14 protein-coding genes are annotated in these 19,762 nt (G+C 65.2%); 8 read left to right on the forward strand and 6 right to left on the reverse strand.

Annotated features, from left to right (window positions below; genetic code table 11):
- The 4 genes from EJI01_RS16470 to EJI01_RS16485 all read left to right on the forward strand — a co-directional run.
- On the forward strand, positions 1-6,176 hold a 6,176-nt coding region (locus EJI01_RS16470; RefSeq protein WP_185878947.1), incomplete at its 5' end, for a hemagglutinin repeat-containing protein.
- Between the two features lie 26 nt (positions 6,177-6,202).
- A complete protein-coding gene (locus EJI01_RS16475; protein WP_126838225.1) occupies positions 6,203-6,538 on the forward strand; it encodes a hypothetical protein in 336 nt (111 codons plus the stop codon).
- Complete coding sequence (locus EJI01_RS16480) at positions 6,535-7,224, forward strand: hypothetical protein (protein WP_126838226.1); 690 nt, start codon at positions 6,535-6,537, stop codon at positions 7,222-7,224. The genes EJI01_RS16475 and EJI01_RS16480 overlap by 4 nt, the downstream gene beginning before the upstream one ends.
- 293 nt (positions 7,225-7,517) lie before the next feature.
- Positions 7,518-7,991, forward strand: coding sequence for a hypothetical protein (locus EJI01_RS16485; protein ID WP_221885684.1), 474 nt, complete (start codon positions 7,518-7,520; stop codon positions 7,989-7,991).
- 29 nt (positions 7,992-8,020) lie between these two features.
- On the opposite strand, the gene EJI01_RS16490 is transcribed toward EJI01_RS16485, so the two are convergent.
- A complete protein-coding gene (locus EJI01_RS16490; protein WP_126838228.1) occupies positions 8,021-8,770 on the reverse strand; it encodes an SGNH/GDSL hydrolase family protein in 750 nt (249 codons plus the stop codon).
- A gap of 174 nt (positions 8,771-8,944) precedes the next feature.
- On the opposite strand from EJI01_RS16490, the gene EJI01_RS16495 reads away from it, so the two are divergent.
- Positions 8,945-10,243: a DUF4013 domain-containing protein gene (locus EJI01_RS16495; RefSeq protein ID WP_126838229.1), complete on the forward strand. Its 1,299-nt coding sequence runs from the start codon at positions 8,945-8,947 to the stop codon at positions 10,241-10,243.
- A gap of 104 nt (positions 10,244-10,347) precedes the next feature.
- On the opposite strand, the gene EJI01_RS16500 is transcribed toward EJI01_RS16495, so the two are convergent.
- The 5 genes from EJI01_RS16500 to argH form a co-directional block, all read right to left on the reverse strand.
- Complete coding sequence (locus tag EJI01_RS16500) at positions 10,348-11,814, reverse strand: rhomboid family protein (protein WP_126838230.1); 1,467 nt, start codon at positions 11,812-11,814, stop codon at positions 10,348-10,350.
- A 15-nt stretch (positions 11,815-11,829) separates the two neighbouring features.
- Positions 11,830-13,203 (reverse strand): UDP-glucose dehydrogenase family protein, encoded by a 1,374-nt coding sequence (locus EJI01_RS16505; protein WP_126838231.1) that lies wholly within the window; start codon positions 13,201-13,203, stop codon positions 11,830-11,832.
- 4 nt (positions 13,204-13,207) lie between these two features.
- The gene (locus tag EJI01_RS16510; RefSeq protein WP_126838232.1) at positions 13,208-14,179 is read right to left on the reverse strand and encodes a UDP-glucuronic acid decarboxylase family protein; all 972 of its coding nucleotides are present in this window, start codon (positions 14,177-14,179) and stop codon (positions 13,208-13,210) included.
- 26 nt (positions 14,180-14,205) lie between these two features.
- Positions 14,206-15,057 carry a glycosyltransferase family 2 protein gene (locus EJI01_RS16515; protein ID WP_126838233.1) on the reverse strand — a complete coding sequence of 284 codons (852 nt, stop codon included), beginning with the start codon at positions 15,055-15,057 and terminating at the stop codon, positions 14,206-14,208.
- Positions 15,058-15,205: 148 nt separating this feature from the next.
- A complete protein-coding gene (gene argH, locus EJI01_RS16520) occupies positions 15,206-16,603 on the reverse strand; it encodes an argininosuccinate lyase (protein WP_126838234.1) in 1,398 nt (465 codons plus the stop codon).
- Between the two features lie 56 nt (positions 16,604-16,659).
- Between argH and EJI01_RS16525 the strand changes: the two genes are divergently transcribed.
- Genes EJI01_RS16525 through EJI01_RS16535 form a run of 3 tightly spaced genes read left to right on the forward strand, consistent with a single transcriptional unit; the run spans position 16,660 to position 19,701 of the window.
- Positions 16,660-17,724 carry a sensor histidine kinase gene (locus tag EJI01_RS16525; RefSeq protein ID WP_409234123.1) on the forward strand — a complete coding sequence of 355 codons (1,065 nt, stop codon included), beginning with the start codon at positions 16,660-16,662 and terminating at the stop codon, positions 17,722-17,724.
- A 4-nt stretch (positions 17,725-17,728) separates the two neighbouring features.
- A complete protein-coding gene (locus tag EJI01_RS16530) occupies positions 17,729-18,478 on the forward strand; it encodes a LytR/AlgR family response regulator transcription factor (RefSeq protein WP_126838236.1) in 750 nt (249 codons plus the stop codon).
- Positions 18,475-19,701: an AI-2E family transporter gene (locus EJI01_RS16535; RefSeq protein ID WP_126838237.1), complete on the forward strand. Its 1,227-nt coding sequence runs from the start codon at positions 18,475-18,477 to the stop codon at positions 19,699-19,701. Before EJI01_RS16530 ends, EJI01_RS16535 begins: the two co-directional genes overlap by 4 nt.
- The last annotated feature ends 61 nt before the right edge of the window (positions 19,702-19,762 follow it).

Genomic DNA, 19,762 nt, shown 5'->3' on the forward strand with positions numbered 1-19,762 from the left:
GCAGCTTCAGCGCCAATGTCGACCACTTCGACAACACCGGCGGCACGCTGCGCTCCGGCAGCCTGAACATCGCCGCCGCGGGCGACCTGGTCAACCAGGACGGCAAGCTCGAGAGCAACGGCGATGCGAGCTTGAGCGCCGGCGGCGCGCTCGACAACACGCGCGGCACCGTCTCCGCTGCAGGCAGCTTGACGGCCAATGCTGCGGGCGCCCTCGACAACAGCCAAGGACGGATCGTGAGCGGCGGCGTCTCGCGCATTGCCGCCGCCGGCCTGGACAACAGCGCCGGCAAGGTGTTCGGCAACAGCCTGAGCGTCGACACGCATGGCCAGGCGTTGACCAATGCCCAGGGCACCATGGCAGCCACGACCACGGTCAATGTCCAGTCGGGTGCGCTCAACAACAGTGCCGGCCTGATCCAGTCGGGCGGCGCGATGACTGTCGACACCCACGGGCAGGCCCTCACGAACACCAACGCGGCGAGCTACGCGACCGGGCAGGGCGGCATCACCAGCGGCGGCACGCTGACGCTGGACAGCGGTGCCCTGAACAACAACGCCGGCTTCATCGGCGCGAAGGAGGCGATGGTCGCCAATACCGGGACCGTGATCAACGCCGGCGGCGGCATCGTGCTGGGCCAATCGATGGTAGCCATCAACACGCGCGGCGCCACCTACGACAACCTTGGCGGCCAGACGCTGGCGGTGGGCGACCTGCGCATCGATGCCGGCGCCATCGACACCACCGCCAGCCTGATCCGCTCGCTCGCGACGACGACGCTGAATGCGGGCACGCTGGCGAACGCTGATACGCAGGGCACCGACCAGGGCATCGAAGGCCGGAACGTGGTCATCAACACCGGCACGCTGTCCAACACCTCGGGCGCCATCCGTGCCGACCTCAACACCGCCATCACCAGTGGCGGCAGCGTCGACAACACCTCGGGCCTGATCTCCGCCGCCGACACGCTGACGATCAAGGACCCGAACGCGGCCAACCCCGCGGCCAAGACGCTCGATCTGGTCAACACCAACGGCACGCTGGTGGCGGACAAGACCCTGCGGATCGATGCTGCCAAGTTCAGCGGGGACGGCCGGGCCGTATCGGGCCAGGATCTAAGCATTGCCCTGGCGCAGAACATCGTCAACAACGCCGATGTGGCCGCCAACGGCAACCTGAGCTACACCACCACCGGCGACTTCACCAACAACGGCAAGCTGCTGGCAGGCGAGACGCTCGCCGTCGGTGGCAACAACGTCGAGAACACCGCCATCGCGGAGATGTCGGGCCTGAACACGATCGTCAACGCCGCCGGCACCTTGACCAACCGCGGGCTGATCGACAGCAGGGGCAACACGCAGATCGATGCCGGCACGCTCCACAACACCGGCACCGGCCGCATCTACGGCAGCGCGGTCTCGATCGGCGTGGGCACCCTCGACAACGAGCGCGAAACCGTCAATGGCGTGGCCAGCTCGGCCACCATCGCCTCCCGCGGCACCCTGAACATCGGCGCGGACACCATCAACAATCGCGAGCACGCGCTGATCTTCAGCGAAGGCAAGATGTCCATCGGGGCGGCGCTCGATGCCAACCGCCAGGCCATCGGCCAGGGCAGCGCGCTCAACAACTTGAGCGCCGAGATCGAGTCCATCGGCGACATATCCATCTCGATGGCGCAGATCAACAACCGCGACGTGCACATCCAGCGGGTAGCGCCTGCCGTCTCGACCAGCAGCACGGTCAGGGTGGCTCCAGTCACCCCATTGGGGGGAGAGGACTTCTATCCCATGGACGAAGTACGGCTCGATCCCGCCAACGGCATGGTGTTCCACAAGAACGCCGACGGCAGCGGCGAAGCGCTCGTCGGCATCGGCGGCTACGGCATCTGGAACACCACCACCACGACCACCGAGGACCGGGCGACCGACCTCGACCCGGCGCGCATCGTCGCCGGCGGCACCATGACGCTCAACGGCCACCTGTACAACCAGGATAGCAGCGTGACGGCCGGCGGCGCCATCAACGTCGCCAGCATGCAGCCCGACCAGATGCAGGGCCAACGCACCACGACGGGCTACGCGATCGTGACCAACCACAAGGGCGAGGTGGCGCCCCTGGTGATTCTGAGCCCGACGGCAGAGACCCTCTCGCTGGGCGCCTACAAGTACGAGGAGAACACCTTGGTCACGCAGGGCTACAACCCGGGTGCGGCCAGCACTGCCAACGCGAACGCCAATGCGGGCACTCCCGGTATCGTTTTCGAAGTGCCGGCCAAGACCGCCAGCGGCACGGGCGCGAGCCAGACCATTCGCACCAGCACGCCCAACGCGTCGGTGCCCACCGCCAGCCTCTTCAACACGCGCCCCGACCCTGGCAGCCGCTACCTCGTCGAAACCGATCCGCGCTTCGCCAACTATCGCAGCTGGCTCAACAGCGACTATCTGCTCGACAAGCTGGGCCTGAACCCCGACGTGCTGCAGAAGCGCCTGGGCGACGGCTTCTACGAGCAGCGACTCATCCGCGAACAGATTGCGCAACTGACGGGCTACCGCTACCTCGACGGCTTCACCAGCGACGAAGACCAGTACGCCGCGCTCATGAACGCCGGCGCTACCTTCGCGCAGCAATACGGCCTGAAGCCAGGCATCGCGCTCACGGCCGCGCAGATGGCGCAACTCACCAGCGACATCGTTTGGCTCGTCGAGCAAACCGTCACGCTGCCGGACGGCAGCACCCAGCGCGTGCTGGTGCCGCAACTGTACGTGCGCGTGCGTCCCGGCGACATCGATGGCTCGGGTGCCTTGCTCAGCGCCGAGGCCACCGTGATCAAGAGCTCGGGCGATCTCGTCAACACCGGCACCATTGCCGGCCGCTCGATGGTGTCGATCAGCGCCGAGAATGTGAACAACCTGGGCGGGCACATCGCCGGCGGCAGCGTCGGCATCAACGCGCGCACCGACATCCACAACATCGGCGGCAGCATCACCGCAGACAATGCCGCCGTGCTCACGGCCGGCCGCGACATCGACATCCGCACCACCTCGCAGAGCATGGGCGGCGCCGTCCCTGGCACCAACGTCGATCGCATCGCCGGCATGTACGTGAGCAACCCGGGCGGCGTGCTCATTGCCTCGGCAGGACGCGACGTCAACCTGATCGGCGCCGCACTGGTGAGCGCCGGCAGCGCCTCCGTGGGTGCGGGGCGCAACATCAACCTGGGTACCGTGAGCGAGGCCGGCGGCGCCTCCGTCTTCGGCCAGGGCATTGCCGGTGTCACTTCCCAGAGCCGCGAAATCGGCTCCGTCATCCAGGCCAACGACAACGTGCGCCTGGCTGCCGGCAATGACCTGAACATCCGCGCCGGTGCCGTCGCCAGCATCGACGGTGCCTTGGTCGCGACCGCGAAGAACGACATCAACCTCACTGCAGGGCAAGCCACCTCCAGCATCGCCACCGCGACGGTCAGCTCATCGAGCAGCCTGCTCAAGAAATCCAGCAGCAGCACCGTCGACAGCACCAGCGTCACGAGCGTCGTCTCCAGCAGCCTGAGCGGCAACACCGTGGCGCTGGTGGCCGGCAACGACATCGACGCCCAGGCCGCGCAGCTGCGATCCGACGAGGCGATGAGCCTGTCCGCGGGCCGCGACATCAGCTTCACCACCGCCACCCAGACGACCCAGGAGGCGCACGCCAGCCAGAGCAAGACGAGTGCGACCGGGCTGGGCTCGGCCATCGGGACTTCCTTGGCGGCAAGCGGTTTGCCGGGAGGCATGTTCGCCGGCGCGGCGCTGACGGGCGGTCGATCCGCCAACGGAGCAGAGGCCAGCACCCGCAACGATGCCATCGGCACCACCGTCTCGGCCGGAAGCCTTCAGATGGTCAGCGGGCGAGACACGACCCTGCAGGCGGCCACCGTCGTCGCCGACGGCGACATCGCCATGATCGCCGGGCGCAACCTCACGATCGAGAGCGCGCAGAACACCAGCGTCGGAAGCAGCTACAGCGCCGACAGCAAGAGCGGGATGATCGGCACTTGGTACAACCCTTCGGTCGGCAACGTCAAGTCGTCAGAAGCTGTGGCGGTCACGCGCACCACGCAGGCCAGCAGCCAAGTTGCCAGCCTCCAAGGCAACGTGACCCTGGTGGCCGGCGGCACCTATACGCAGACCGCCAGCAGCGTCATGGCCGCCGGCCTGGCCGGCCCGCTGGTCGGCGGCGACGTGAACATCCTCGCCAAGAACGTCGTCATCAACGAGGCCTACAACACCGAGCAGTCCGTCACGATCGCGAACAGTTCGAGCACGGTGATGGGCGGCAGCGCCAGCGTCGGGGGCATCAGCACCGACAGCCTCAAGGGCGCCTCCAGCACCATCAAGGCGATGGGCGAGACCAGCGACGGGCGCATGCAGGCGCTGGGGACGGTCAATCTCGCCATGAGCGGCAAGCAGGCTTACGACACGGCCCAGGCATTGGCCAGCGGCGGCAGCTTCGGCTATAAGGTCAGCGTCAACGTCAACCGCAACGAGAGCCAAAACACCCGCATCAGTAACAGCAGCCAGGCCGTGGGCTCGAGCGTCGTGGGCGCCAACAACGTCAACATCGTTGCCACCGGCGGCGGTCAGGACTCCAACATCCACGCGGTTGGCTCGACCATCGCGGCGGGCAACACCGTCAACCTCGCCGCGGACAACAACATCACGCTGGAGGCCAGCAAGAACACCAGCGTCACCGCGGGCATGAATTCCAGCAGCGGCGCCAGCTTGGGCGTGGGGTTTGCGGCCGGCGCACAGAACGGCGTCACCATCGACCTGGGCGTGACCCGCGGAAAAGGCAGCGACAACCAGAACGATATCAGCTACAACAACACGCACGTCAGCGGTGGCAAGGCCGTGAACGTCTCAGCCGGCGGAGACCTGACCCTGCGCGGCGCGGTAATCGATGCCAACCGCATCACGGCGGACGTGGGCGGCAACCTCAGCATCGAAAGCCTGCAGGACGTGAGCGTGGGCCAATCGAGGCAGAGCAGCTCGGGGCTAAATGTGAGTCTGTGCATCCCGCCGATCTGCTACGGCGTCTCGACCGTGGGCGGCAGCGCAGCAAGCGCCAAGGCCAACGGGACCTTCGTCAGCGTCGGCGAGCAGTCGGGCCTCAAGGCAGGCGATGGGGGATTCGATGTGAACGTCAGGGGCGACACCGACCTCAAGGGCGCAGTCATCGAGAGCACGCAGGCGGCGATCGATGCGGGCAAGAACAGCTTCACGACCGGCGGCACGGTCACGATGAGCGACCTGCAGAACGTGAGCCAGTCCAGTGGCAGCAGCTATGCGGTCAGCGGCGGCGTGGGGTTCATGGCTGGTGGCGCAGAAAGCCAGCAGGCGGCCATGCGTGAGCGCGGCATGAGCGACGATCAGATCAGGACAGCCAGCGATACGACGCCGAATCGCGGCGCTGGGGCAGGCAGCTCCAGCAGCAATCAAAGCAGCGTGACCAAGGCCGGTATCAGCGGCATTGCGGGTGACCAGAGCGTGCGCACAGGCGATAGCAGCAGCGCCGGCACCCTCATCCGTCAGTGGAATACGCAAAACATCATCCGCGACGTGCAAGCGCAGACGCAAATCTCGCAGGAGTTCAATCAGAAAGCGCCAGCTGCGGTGGCGACGTTCGCAGCGAGCCATACCCGTCCATATGAAGACGCGCGCAGGGAGTTGGTTGACGCGCAAAGACAGCTCGAGACCGAGAGCGATGCCACCGTGCGTGCGGATCTCGCGAGCAAGGTGCAATCTTTGGAAAGCACCATGGCGGCGAATCAAGAGAGCTACGACAAATGGAAAGACGGTGGCACGTACAGGGCGGCAGCAGACATCTTGGTCGCTGCGGCGGGTGGAGGCACCGTCACTTCGCTAGGAGTCGCTGTAACTCGGGAGTCTTTGGTTTGGGCCGCGGATCAGATGCGCCAATCGATGATCGAGGACTCAAAGAAATTCCCCGGTATTTGCGATACACATGGCAATTGTCTGGACAACAAGTCGGGCGTCAGCGTTGGCGTCAACGGCGATTATTTCAAGCTGGCTGGAGGGCGAGTTGATGTTGAGCAGCTATGCGGAAATAACAGATGCACCATAAATGAAGTCACGGGGGATTGGGAGAGAGACGTGCAAGGCAGAATAAATTAAATGAGGTTGATAAGGATGGGAATACCGTGGATCTTCCCGTCCTCCTCGCTGCAAATCTTGATTGGCGAAGTCCATTGGGCGGGTTTCAAGGCGCCATCGGCCAGTTTTTGGGACTGGGAAATTATGCACCCGGAAGTCTGCAGGACATTTTGGCAGAAGCATACGCGGGAACTCATGATACGCTAAACAGTAAACGCTGGTATGGACCCGATGGCAACATCCGATCTGGTTTAGCAGATTCCGAAAGGCAAATCGGGGAAGTGATGAACAAAATCAACGTGCTTATAGCAACGCCATTTGCAATTGCAATATTGTTGCCGCCGGATCTACTAAATATCATCACGGTTGGAATAAAAAAATGATCAATTTTTTCCCTATTCCTGGGGTCATGGTGGTTGTCGTACTTTCTCTGTTGGGTTGCGGTAGCGCGGTTGTTCGTGAAGGAAATCCACTATGGCAAGTTCCTATCATGTCTCAGGGAAAATGTGAATCCATTGCAGGAAGATACCTGGACAAGGGCCTGTTATCTAGACAGTTTGTTGACTCCTCCATAAATGCATCGAGAGTTAAATTTTCCGTCGCGACTGGATTCGGGCGAAGCGTGCCGCAAATACCTCTAGGACCCGCCGAATTGAGAGGCATGAATGCGATTTCCGACAATCAAATAACCGCGGCGCAGATGAAAAACTATGCGGCACAGAGAAAAAAATTCGATGAAAATGCAGTCGCGCAAATTGTTGAAATTCAAGGAGGGTTGGAGGTTGTCTTGTATGGGGGAGATGGTTTGCCATATCAAAAAATTATCGTTTCTAGTGCTCACCCAGATGTGGGGTGTGACAAGGAGCGACGCTTGGTTTTGCGCGAATCATCTCGCATGGGTGGTGCAGAGCTGACTCCAGGCGCAGCGAGGGTGTCTGAAATAGTTTTCACCAAATTAAGTGATGGCTCCCTAGAGGTTCGTCGTTGGAGCAGAAATTGGGTGAGAACGATGCAACGCCCGCCTGCTAAAGAGACTCAAGCGATTTTTCTATTTCCTCCATTACGCTGAGCTTCACTCGGGACTGCGGGGTCAAGCTTCACAACGAAGTTCATCAGAAATCGGTCGCCAGCAGTTCGTTCCCGAAGAAGAAGATTGAAATACAACGCATCCAAAGATCTCATGACATTCTGGAAAAATCATATACCGCCACGTACTTGCTGCTTTTACTGGTTACGTCGAATTTCGCGCTTGCGGCCCTTGCGGAGGGAGAGCCCTTTGCAGTTGTTGGTGAACAACTCGATCATCCATCTCCGTTAGGATGGAAGCTTGCGTGGATGAGTGGGGAAGCGGAGGGAAGCTACGTGGCCGAATACGTTCCCGCCACAGAGGAGATCAATTCATGGCGCGAAGGCTACTTGGCTATCGAGAGATTGAAGTATCCGCCCGCGGAGAAGCTCGATAAGCGGAAAACCATGATCGCCGATGTCTTGGCATTCGGATATGGCAAGAATGCAAAGGAAAAATGCGGCGGGCGGCATTTCCCGATGGTTCAAAGGGCGGACACCTTCAACGGGACTTACCTCGCGGTCGGCGGAGGATTCTGCGACAGCTATGGTCCGGCTGCTCCATTCGGTGAAGGGGCGATCTTCGCGTTTGCCGAAGGCAAGGAATTCCTGTTCCGCATCCAATACGGATGGCGTCCGAAGTCAGCGCAAGAACAACGAACCAATATTCCTTGGCGCATCGACCCAGAAACCGCCAGAAGGTACATCGAGGCCATCAAGACGACAGCCCTATGCAATGGGCCGGCTCAGCCCTTGTGCCGCGGCAAATGAGTGGTGGCTTCGCCGCAGGAACGATTCGGCTACGGCACCGCAGTCAATGCCGCTGCCGGCAGATGCGGCCCGATGATCGACCGCCAGAGCCGATAACCGTCTTCGTTCAGATGCAGTTGGTCTCCCCGGAACAACTCAACCCGAGGCCTTCGGTCTGCACCCAGCATCGGCGTAAAGATATCGATGTACTCGCTGTTCGGCAGCCGGTTCAGGTACGCCCCGATGATGTCGTTGGTCTCGCGCATCTGCGGCAGCAGCTTCTCGCGCGAGGGGCTGGGCTTGATCGAGATGTAGCTGATGCGCGTGTCCGGCAGTTCGGCGCGCACGGCGTTGGCGAAGCGGGCGAAGCTCTCCAGTATCTGCAGCGGCGTGTGGCCTTCGGCCAGGTCGTTGTCGCCGGCGTAGACCAGCACGTGGCGAGGCTTGTAGCGCACCACGAGTTCGCGGGCGAAGTAGCTGCAGTCGGCCATGGTCGAGCCGCCGAAGCCGCGGTTGATGACCACCGGCAATTGCGGGAAGTCCTGTGCGAGCTTGGCCCAGAAGCGGATGGTGGAGCTGCCGACGAAGAGCACGCCGCCTTCGGCCGGCGGGTTCACCTTGTCGGCACGTGCGAATGCGGCGAGCTCGCTTTGCCAGCGGATCTGGGACGCGATTTGCGGCGGTGAGGGTGCCGCATCCGCGGCGGCGGCGGGCTGGGCCTGCGCCGAGAACGTCGCCAGCAGAAGCGCGAGCGGAAGAAGGATGGCAAGGCGGGTGGCGGTAGCAACAGCAACAGTCATCGTCAAAGCGTCTTTTCGCTATCAGTGCCGTCAGTTCGGCGTCGGGCTTGGCGCACTTCGCGGATTGTGGAGCATCGGCTGCCATGGGCCGGTACGGTCCCGCCGGATTCGTTCGATGCAGGGCCGTTGGCAACAACGCGAAACATATACTGCGCGCTCCTCGTTGGAGCGCCCATGCAAGAGCAAACAAGCCCTGCGCCTCGCCCGTTCTGGCACCGCCTGAACACTTTTTTTGCTTTTCCCTTCCAGCTCCAGCCGCTCGGCTACGCGGTGCTGCTGGCGCTCAGCAGCCTGCTCTTTCACGTGCTGTTCTTCCTGCCGCAGGCGCTGGGCCTGCTGCTGGTGGAGCTCGGCATCATCCTGGCGGCCAGCCGCTACGGCTTCAAGGTGATGGCGCTCGGCGCGCGCGGCATCGTGCGCGCGAGCGACTTCCCGCGCAGCCTCGAGGACGAGTGGACGAACCTGCCTTGGAAGCTGTTCGCACTCCTGATCCTGCAGGGCATCGTGGCCGGCCTCGTGGGCGCCTGGAGCCCGGCGCTGGGCTACGTCGCGCTCTTCGTGCTCTCGTTCACGCTGCCTGCCACCACGATGGTGCTGGTGCAGTCGGGCAGCTTCTGGCAGGCGCTGAATCCGGGTTATGTGTGGGAAACGATCCGCGCGGTCGGCTGGCCTTATGCGCTGCTGTGCGTCTTCTTGTTCCTGCTGAACTCGGGTGCGCAAATCGCCATCGTCATGCTGCTGCCGGTGATGAGCGGCTGGTTCGCGCTGCCGGCGATCAACTTCGTGATGATCTATTTCGGCTGGGTCATGGCCAGCCTGCTGGGCTACGTGATGTACCAGAACCATGCGGAGCTCGGCATCGACCTCTTGCCCGGCGCCGGCGCCGACGACCGCGCGCCCGACACCCGCACGCCGGCGCAGGTCGCCCAGCAGATCACCGACTCGCTGGTCGCCCAGATGGTGACCGACGGCGACATTGCCGGCGCGCTGGCGCTGGCCTACGAAGAGCAGCGCACGCAGCCGGAGGACCTGGTCGCGCAGCGCCGCTACCACCGCATCCTGCTGCTGGCGCCGGACAAGACGGCCACGCTGCTGGACCATGGGCGGCGGTTGATCGCGATGCTGCTGGCGCGCGATCTCGCCTCGGAGGCGCTCAAGGTCTACAAGGCCTGCCGCGAAAAGGACGCCGGCTTCGTGCTCGAAGATCCGCTGGGCACGATGGCGCTGGCGCGTGCCGAGTGGCGCAACGGCGAGGCGAAGGCATCGCTGGCGCTGCTGTCGGGCTTCGACAAGCGCTTCCGCGGGCATACCGCGATTCCGCAGGCCTACGAGCTGGCCGCGCGCGTGCTGGTGCAGGGCCTCGACCGGCGCGACATGGCGCAGCCGATCCTGACGACGCTGGAAGCGCGCTATCCCGAGAGCGAGCAGACGCAGGAGGTGCGCTGGCTGCTGCGGGAGGTGCCGCAGGGATGACCGGTCTTGCTCCCTCTCCCTCTGGGAGAGGGCGGGGGTGAGGGCATGCGGCGCCCATCACTTGCCCTCACCCTAACCCTCTCCCAAAGGGAGAGGGAAAAAAGTCACCCCTTCTGCAGCATCCGCGTCACCATATCCTCCGGCGCGAGCCGCAGCAGGTGCGGAAGCCAGCCGAGCGCCTGCTCGCGCCGTCCGGCCTGCATCAGCCCGTTGGCGCAGAGCGAAAGCGTGTCGGGCAGGTCGGGATGCTCGGGTGCGGTCTTCAGCAGCGCCTGGCACAGCCGCTCGGCATCGGTGAACTGCTGCGCGCGCGTGAAGCGCCGCGCCAGCCGCGCCATGTCGTCGGGCTTGAGGCGCGCGCCGGGCTTGGCGTGGTCGAGGTAGGTCTTGTAGCTCGCATGCTGCAATTCCAGCGTGACCAGGTCCTGCGGCTTGAGCCGGAAGATGCGGTGCGCCGCGCGATGAAAGTCTTCGCCGGCCGGCCAGAGCTTCGCGGTGTTGAACCAGGCGCGCAGGGTGTCGGCGTCGTCGGGCTCGAGTTGCGCGGCCGCGCGCCATTCGGCACAGGCCGCTTCGAACTTCATCTCGCCTGCGAGACGGCGCGCCGACGCGACGTGCTGTGCAAAGGCGTCCGGTGTTTTCGAAGCCGGCGCCTCGGGCAACTGAAGCCGGCGCCAGCGCATCGCGGCGGCCATCAGCAGGGCGCCCGTCAGCAGACCACCCAGGTGCGCCATGTAGGCAATGCCCTGGCCGCCGACGAAATGCTGCAGCAGCTCGTTGGCGATCCAGGCCGGCAGCAGGATCAGCGCCGGCGCGGTGACGTAGTTGAAGTAGAAGAAGAGCTGGTAGAAGAAGCGGATGCGCCGCAGCCGGTACATCACCGCGTACATGCCCATCAGCGCCGACACCGCGCCCGATGCGCCGAGGCCGTAGCTGCCCTTGCCCGCATAGGCCCAGGCGGCCAGCGCCGACGCGCCGACCGCGCCGAGCAGATAGAAGCTGAGATAAAGGCCGCGGCCCAGCGCGAGCTCGACCGAGAAGCCGAACAGGAACAGGAAGAGCATGTTGCCCAGCAGGTGGCCGGTGCTGCCGTGCAGGAAGGCCGAGGTGATCCAGGTCCAGGGCTCGAAAGCGGCATCCTTGTTGTGGTCCTGCGACCAGCGCGTGGTGAACGGCGCGGGCAGCTGGGTCTCGTACTGCTGCCGGTCGCGCTTCCACTCGGCGTACTGCGGATGCGCGGGCGTGATCACCGCATCGCCGCGCAGCTTCTTCAGAAAATCCTTCTCCTGCTGCAGGCCTTCGAGCAGGGGCTCGAATTCGCCGCGCGCCAGCAGCCGCCTCGCCGCCGGCGCGTTCGCCGAGCGGGTTTCCTGCAGCCACGCGACGAAGGGCGGCAGCTCCAGCTTGGGCAGCACGCTTTGCACATAGAACTGCGCAGCGCGCTGCTCCGCCTTGTCTTCGGCACGCTGCGGTCCCCAGAACACCAGCATGTTCACGAAAATCAGGAGCACGGTCATCCATGGCGGGTTGCGCCAGGTCGGCCGGCTCTCGAGCGGGATCGCGTAGAACAAGGCTAGGGCCCGGCCCTAGAGGCTGTTGCGCCCGATGCCCTGGTAGACCACGCCCGCTTCCTTCATGGTGGTCGGCTCGTAGAGATTGCGGCCGTCGAAGATCATCGGCGACTTCATCAGCGTCTTGAGCCGCTCGAGGTTCGGGCTGCGGTAGGCCTTCCATTCGGTGACGATGATCAGCGCATCGGCACCGGCCAGCGCTTCCATCGGGTCCTTGGCCGACGAGAAGCTGATGCGCTCGAGCAGCGCCGGCGCATCGGCGAAGTCGAGCTTCAGCACGCGCCGCGTCTCGTCGACCGCGATCGGGTCGTGCGCCACCACCCGCGCGCCGGCGCGCAGCAGCGCGTCGATCACCACGCGGCTCGGCGCCTCGCGCATGTCGTCGGTGTTGGGCTTGAAGGCCAGGCCCCAGAGCGCGAAGGTGCGGTCGCTGAGGTCGGGGCCGAAGCGCTCCAGCACCTTGCGAGTCAGCACGCGCTTCTGCTCGTCGTTGACCGCTTCCACCGACTCGAGCACGCGCAGCGCCTGCCCGTTGTCGCGCGCGATGCGCGTCAGCGCCTGGATGTCCTTCGGGAAGCAACTGCCGCCGTAGCCCGTGCCCGCGTACAAGAAGCTGTAGCCGATGCGCGGGTCGGAGCCGATGCCCTGGCGCACCGCCTCGATATCGGCGCCCACGCGGTCGGCCAGGTTGGCCAGCTCGTTCATGAAGCTGATGCGGGTGGCGAGCATCGCGTTGGCCGCGTACTTGGCAAATTCGGCGGACTTCACATCCATCACGCGCGTGCGCTCGTGGTTGCGGTTGAAGGGCGCGTAGAGCCTGCGCATCTCGGCCAGCGCTTCGCGGCCGGTCTCGTCGTCGGTGTAGCCGATGACGATGCGGTCGGGCCGCATGAAGTCCTCGACCGCTGCGCCTTCCTTCAGGAACTCGGGGTTGCTCACCACCGAGAAGCGCAGGTCGGCGCGCCCGCGCTTGTCGAGCTCTTCCTGGATCACGGCCGTGACCTTGTCGGCCGTGCCCACCGGCACCGTCGACTTGTCGACCACGACCTTGAAGCCGTTCATGTACTTGCCGATGTTGCGCGCCGCGGCCAGCACGTACTGCAGGTCGGCGCTGCCGTCCTCGTCGGGCGGCGTGCCGACGGCGATGAACTGGATGTCGCCATGCGCGACCGAGGCTTCGATGTCGGTCGAGAAGGCGAGCCGCTTCGCCGCCACGTTCGATTCGACGAGCTCGCCGAGGCCGGGCTCGTAGATCGGGATGCCGCCCTCGTTGAGCGTCGCGATCTTGCGCGGATCGACGTCGAGGCAGAACACGTTGTTGCCGATGTCCGCCAGGCAGGCGCCGGTGACGAGCCCGACGTAGCCGGTGCCGATGATGGAGATATTCATGGGTTCAAGCTGCTTTGGATTCCGAGAGGATCTGGTCGAAGTAGGCGATGGTCTTCTGGAGGCCTTCTTCGAGCTGGGTCTTCGGCTCCCAGCCGCCGAGCTCCTTCTGCGCCAGCGAGATGTCGGGGCGGCGCTGCTTCGGATCGTCGGCCGGCAGCGGCATGCGCACCAGCTTGCTCTTGGAGCCCGTGAGCTCGATCACCTTGTTGGCCAGCTCCAGCATCGAGAACTCGCCGGGGTTGCCGATGTTGATCGGGCCGGGCACTTCGTCGCCGGTGTTCATCATCCTGAGCATCGCCTCGACCAGGTCGTCGGCATAGCAGAAGCTGCGCGTCTGCTGGCCGTCGCCGTAGATCGTGATGTCCTCGCCCTTCAACGCCTGCACGATGAAGTTGGACACCACGCGGCCGTCGTTCATGTGCATGCGCGGGCCGTAGGTGTTGAAGATGCGCACGACCTTGATGCGCAGCTCGTGCTGGCGGTGGTAGTCGAAGAACAGGGTTTCGGCACAGCGCTTGCCCTCGTCGTAGCAGCTGCGGATGCCGATCGGGTTCACGCGGCCCCAGTAGGCCTCGACCTGCGGATGGATCTCGGGGTCGCCGTAGACCTCGCTGGTGGAGGCCTGCAGGATCTTGGCGCGCACCCGCTTGGCCAGGCCCAGCATGTTGATCGCGCCGTGCACGCTGGTCTTGGTGGTCTGCACCGGGTCGTGCTGGTAGTGGATCGGCGAGGCTGGGCAGGCGAGGTTGAAGATCTCGTCCACTTCCACGTAGAGCGGAAAGGTCACGTCGTGCCGCATCAGCTCGAAGCGCGGATGGTCGAGCAGGTGCTCGATGTTGCGCTTGGTGCCGGTGAAGAAGTTGTCGACGCACAGGACGTCGTGGCCCTGCTCGATGAGCCGGTCACACAAATGGCTGCCCAGGAAACCGGCGCCGCCGGTGACGAGCATCTTCTTGGAGGCGTTGTATTGGCGCATGCTGCGAAATCACTCCGTAAGAAAAATCAGTTGAACCGTTGGGGTATCTGCGTGCTGCGCTGCTCGTACATCTTCGCGTCGACCAGCATGCGGAACCACAATGCCTGGAAAAAAGCGAAGTAGAAGCCGGTCGTGCCGTCCAGAAAGCCAAGCCGGAAGACGTAGCGGTAGACGAAATAGCTCAGCGAGCGCAGGCCGGTCGGCAGCTTGTAGTACAGCTCCTTGATGAAGCGCGTGCGTTCCCGGGCGTCGCCCATCAGCCGCGGCTGCAGCACGTTGTCGCCGCCTACGCGGGGGCCGAGCTTTTCCTTCGCCTCGGCATCGCTCCAGCGGTTGTGGCTCGCGATCCAGTCGCTGAGCCGGGCCGAATTCTTGTCGTGCATGAAGCCGTTGAGGCGGCCGGGCGTCGCCGAGCTGATGAAGTGCTGGTCGTAGAGCCGCGATTCGCAGCGCCCGGTGCCCGAGCGGAACAGCCGCAGGTGCCACGGATTGACGCCGGAAAAGCGCAGCATCTTGCCCATGAAGTAGTCGCGCCGGCGCAGCAGGTAGGCATCGAAGCGCGGCGTGCCCGACAGAAGGGCCTTGATCTCGTCGACCGCCTGCGCGTCCAGCACCTCGTCGGCGTCGAGATGCAGCTGCCAGCTGTAGGAGGCCTCGACCTGCGCGATCGCCCAGTTGCGCTGGTCGCTGTAGTTGGAGAAGGGCCGCTGCACCACGGTGCAGCCCAGTTCCTCGAGGATCGCGACCGTGTTGTCCGACGAGTGCGAATCGACCACGTAGACGTGCGGGCTCAGCTTCTTCGCCTGCGACACGGTTTCCCGAATGATCGAGGCGGAATTGAAAGTCAGGATGACGACGACGCAGTTGGGTTTTTCCATGGGATTCGGAGGCGCTCTCGTGCGGTTCGGGGCCCTGCTAGATTGCAGGCGGCTCAGGCGAGGTGCAATGCAACTTTAGCACTACATTCTTACAACTGGGCACAAATACTGCACTGCAGCATTCGTGCCTGCGCCCGTGGGGCCGGCTTCAGCCGAGCCGGGCGCGGTGTCGGGCAATCTGCGTGCGCACCTGAGCCGGTGCGGTGCCGCCCAAGACGTTGCGTGCATGCAGCGAGCCGCGCAGGCTCAGCACGTCGTAGACGTCCTTCTCGATCTTCGGGTTGAAGGTCTGCAGCACCGCAAGCGGCAGCTCGGAGAGGTCGACCTTGTGCGAGATCGCCGCCTTGACGGCATGGGCCACGGTTTCGTGGGCGTCGCGGAAGGGCAGGCCCTTCTTCACCAGGTAGTCGGCCAGATCGGTCGCGGTCGCGTAGCCGCGCAGGGCCGCGTTTTCCATCGTCTCCGGCTTCACCGTGATGCCGCCCACCATCTCCGAGAAGATGCGCAGCGTGTCCTTGAGCGTGTCGACGGTGTCGAACAGCGGCTCCTTGTCTTCCTGGTTGTCCTTGTTGTAGGCCAGCGGCTGGCCCTTCATGAGCGTGATCAGCCCCATCAGGTGGCCGACCACGCGGCCAGTCTTGCCGCGCGCGAGTTCGGGAACGTCCGGATTCTTCTTCTGCGGCATGATCGAACTGCCGGTGCAGAAGCGGTCGGCGATGTCGATGAAGCCGAAGGCCTGGCTCATCCAGAGCACGAGCTCTTCGCTCAGGCGGCTGATGTGCACCATCGCGATCGAGGCGGCGGCGGTGAATTCGATTGCGAAGTCGCGGTCGCTCACCGCGTCCAGGCTGTTCTGGCAGACCTCGTCCATGCCGAGCTCTCGGGCCACGGCTTCGCGGTCGAGCGGGTAGCTGGTGCCGGCCAGCGCGGCTGCACCCAGCGGCAGGCGATTGACGCGGCGGCGCACGTCGGCCATGCGCTCGGCATCGCGCGCGAACATTTCCACGTAGGCCAGCATGTGGTGGCCGAAGCTCACCGGCTGCGCCACCTGCAGGTGGGTGAAGCCGGGCAGGATCACGTCGGCGTTCTTCTCGGCGATGGCGACCAGCGACTTCTGCAGGTCGGTCAGGAGCCCGCCGATCAAGTCGATCTCGCCGCGCAGCCAGAGCCGCACGTCGGTGGCGACCTGGTCGTTGCGGCTGCGGCCGGTGTGCAGGCGCTTGCCGGCATCGCCCACCAGCTGCGTGAGCCGAGCTTCGATGTTGAGGTGCACGTCCTCGAGGTCGAGTTTCCAGTCGAAGGTGCCGGATTCGATCTCGGCGCGGATCTGCGCCATCCCGTCCTGGATGGCGGCGTGGTCCTCGGCGCCGATGATGCCCTGCTTGGCCAACATGCCCGCATGCGCGAGCGAGCCCTCGATATCGGCCTGCCACAGCCGCTTGTCGAAGAACACGCTGGCGGTATAGCGCTTGACCAGGTCGCTCATCGGTTCGGAGAACAGGGCGGACCAGGCTTCGGATTTCTTGTCGAGTTGGTTGGAGGTCATGGGGTGAACCGAGGTGGGAGGCAATAATGGGTTTGCACCCGAATGTTTCAGCTCTGATGCGCAACCCGACGATTTTATCGGCCACCCCTTCGACGCCGGCTCCTGCCCGCGCTCGCGGGCCTGCGCGCGTGAGGGTCGCGCTGTTCGATGCCTGCCAGATCGGCGTGGTGCTGCGTACCGTGATGTTCGTCGAAGCCGTGGTCGCTGTCGCCACTTTGTTCGTTTCGCCGGCGCCCGCCGAGTGGCTGGTGCTGATGGCCACGGTGACCGGCGGCGCCTTGCCGGCCACGCTCCTGTGGCTGCTTGCGGCCTGCTGGCTCAAGAGCTTGCTCGGCCGCCTGCCGCGCGCGGCGCAGTACGCGGCCGGCGCTTCGCTCGGCGCCATCTCCGCGCTGTACGGCTGCGGCCTGCTGCGGCTGACCGGGGTGCTCGGCAGTGCGCCCTGGCTCGCGAGCGCCCTGGCCGGCGCGATGTTCGCCGCGCTGGTGATGGCCGCGCTGGTGCTGCGCGCGCGCGGCCAGACGCCGGCGGCCATGACGGCGCGGCTCGAAGAGCTGCAGTCGCGCATCCGGCCGCACTTTCTCTTCAACACGCTCAACAGCGCCATCGCGCTGGTGCGCGAGGAGCCGGCCAAGGCCGAGGCCATGCTGGAAGACCTGAGCGAGCTGTTCCGCCAGGCGCTGGCCGATCCGGGCGAATCGGTCACGCTGGCCGACGAGATCGCGCTGGCCGAGCGCTATCTCGCGATCGAGCAGGTGCGCTTCGGCGAGCGGCTGCGCATCCGCTGGGACATCGACCCGGCAGCCAACACCGCGCGCCTGCCGCCGCTCCTGCTGCAGCCGCTGGTCGAGAACGCGGTCAAGCACGGCGTCGAGCCGAGTCCAGCGGGCGCCAAGATCCGCATCCGCACCGAGCGCCGCGGCGGCATGGCGGTGATCGAAGTGGTCAACAGCCTGCCGCCGCTGCGGTGGGCCGACGAGCCCTTGCCGCGCGGGCACGGCATCGCGCTGGCCAACGTGCGCGATCGGCTGCGCCTCCTGCACGACATGCAGGCGCAGTTCAGCGCCGGCATGGACCAGAAGAGCTACCGCGTCCGCATTGCCATTCCTGCCGAAGCCTGAAGTCATGAGCGTTCTCCGCACCTTGATCGTCGATGATGAAACCCTTGCCCGGTCGCGGCTGCGAACGCTGCTGGCCGACTGCAAGTCGCCGGCCGTGGACGTCGTCGCCGAGGCTGCGCACGGCGCCGGCGCGCTGGAGCAACTGGCCGGCACGCGCTTCGACCTCGTGCTGCTCGATATCCACATGCCCGGCATCGACGGCCTCGAACTCGCGCGCAGCCTGGGCCGGCGCGATGCGGCGCCTGCGGTGGTGTTCGTCACCGCCCACGCGGCCCACGCCGTGACCGCGTTCGAGCTGGAGGCGGTCGACTACCTGACCAAGCCGGTGCGCGCCGAACGGCTGCAGCAGGCGCTGCAGAAAGCCGAGCGCTACCTGAAGGAGCGGCGCGGCGCCGCGGCCGAGGCGCCGCAGGAAGTGCTGCTGATCCAGGACCGCGGCCGCACCGAGCGCGTGCCGATGTCCGAGGTGCTCTACCTCAAGTCCGAGTTCAAATACCTCACCGTGCGCACGCCGACGCGCAGCCACATCTACGACGGCTCGCTGGCCGAATTCGAGGAGCGTTATCCGGCGCGCTTCGTGCGCGTGCACCGCAATGCGCTGGTGGCGCGCGCGGCGATCCGGGCACTCGAGAAATACGACGACGGCGAGGATGCCGAAGGCTGGGCACTGCGGCTCGACGGCATTCCGGAGCCGGTGGTGGTCTCGCGGCGCCAGCTGTCGGCGGTGCGCGAAGCGCTCAAGGACCCGAGATGACCGACCACACCGAACCGCCGCAGAAACCGGAAGAGACGCCCGCCGAGCCGCCTGCGTCCGAACCGCCCGCATCCGATCTGCCCGCGTCCGATCTGCCCGCGTCCGAGCCGGAACCGGAACGCGTGCTGCTGCACATGCCGGTCGACGTGCGCAGTGCTGCGCTGGCGGTGCTCGCGGCGCTGGCCGTCGTGTTCGCGCTGCACTGGGCCAAGACCGTGTTCGTACCGCTGATGCTGAGCCTGCTCTTGACTTACGCGCTCGCGCCGCTGGTCGACTGGCTCGAACGCTGGAAGATCTCGCGCTGGATCGGCGCCGCCGTGATCCTGGTCGGGCTCGGCGGAGGGGTGGGCTGGACCGGCTATTCGCTCTCCGGCAGCGCCGCCGAGCTGCTCGATACGCTGCCGGTCGCGGCCCAGAAGCTGCGCGCGGCCATGCGCAGCGGCAGAAGCACCGACACGAGCGCGCTCGACACGGTGCAGAAGGCCGCCGCGCAGCTCGAGCAGGCGGCCGAGGAGAACTCGGCCAAGGTCGCGGCGCGCAAGGGCGTGGCGCGCGTGGTCATCGAACGGCCGGCCTTCAACGTACGCGACTACCTATGGAGCGGAACGGTGGGGCTGATCGCCGCCATCGGGCAGCTCACGCTGGTGGCCTTCCTGACCTTCTTCGCGCTCGGCTCGGGCGACACCTTCCGCCGCAAGCTGGTGAAGATCACCGGGCCCAGCCTGCAGAAGAAGAGAATCACCGTGCACGTGCTCGACGACATCACGCGGCACATCGAGCGCTACCTGCTGGTGCAGATCCTCACCAGCGCCGTGGTCGGCCTCGCCACCGGCCTTGCCTTCTGGGCCCTCGGCGTCGACAACGCCGCGGTGTGGGGCATCGTGGCGGGGGTGACCAATCTCATTCCCTACATCGGCTCGGTCATCGTGATGACGGCGGCGGGACTGGTGGCCTTTCTGCAGTTCAACAGCATCCAGATGGCGCTCGTGGTCGCGGGCGTCTCGCTCCTGATCCACACGCTGGTGGGCAACCTGCTGGTGCCCTGGCTCACCAGCCGCACCAGCCGCATGAACCCGGTGGCGGTGTTCGTCGGCGTGATCTTCTGGGGCTGGCTCTGGGGCATCTGGGGCCTCCTGCTCGGCATCCCGATCATGATGGTCGTGAAGGCCATCTGCGACCGGGTGGAAGACCTGCAGCCGATCGGCGAGCTGCTCGGGGACTAGGGCCGTCTTGCCGCCGATGCGCGTCTGCAGGAAGTCCAGCAGCGCGGGCTGCGACTTCGCG

This window comes from Variovorax sp. MHTC-1, assembly GCF_003984645.1.
Classification (GTDB): Bacteria; Pseudomonadota; Gammaproteobacteria; order Burkholderiales; family Burkholderiaceae_C; genus Variovorax.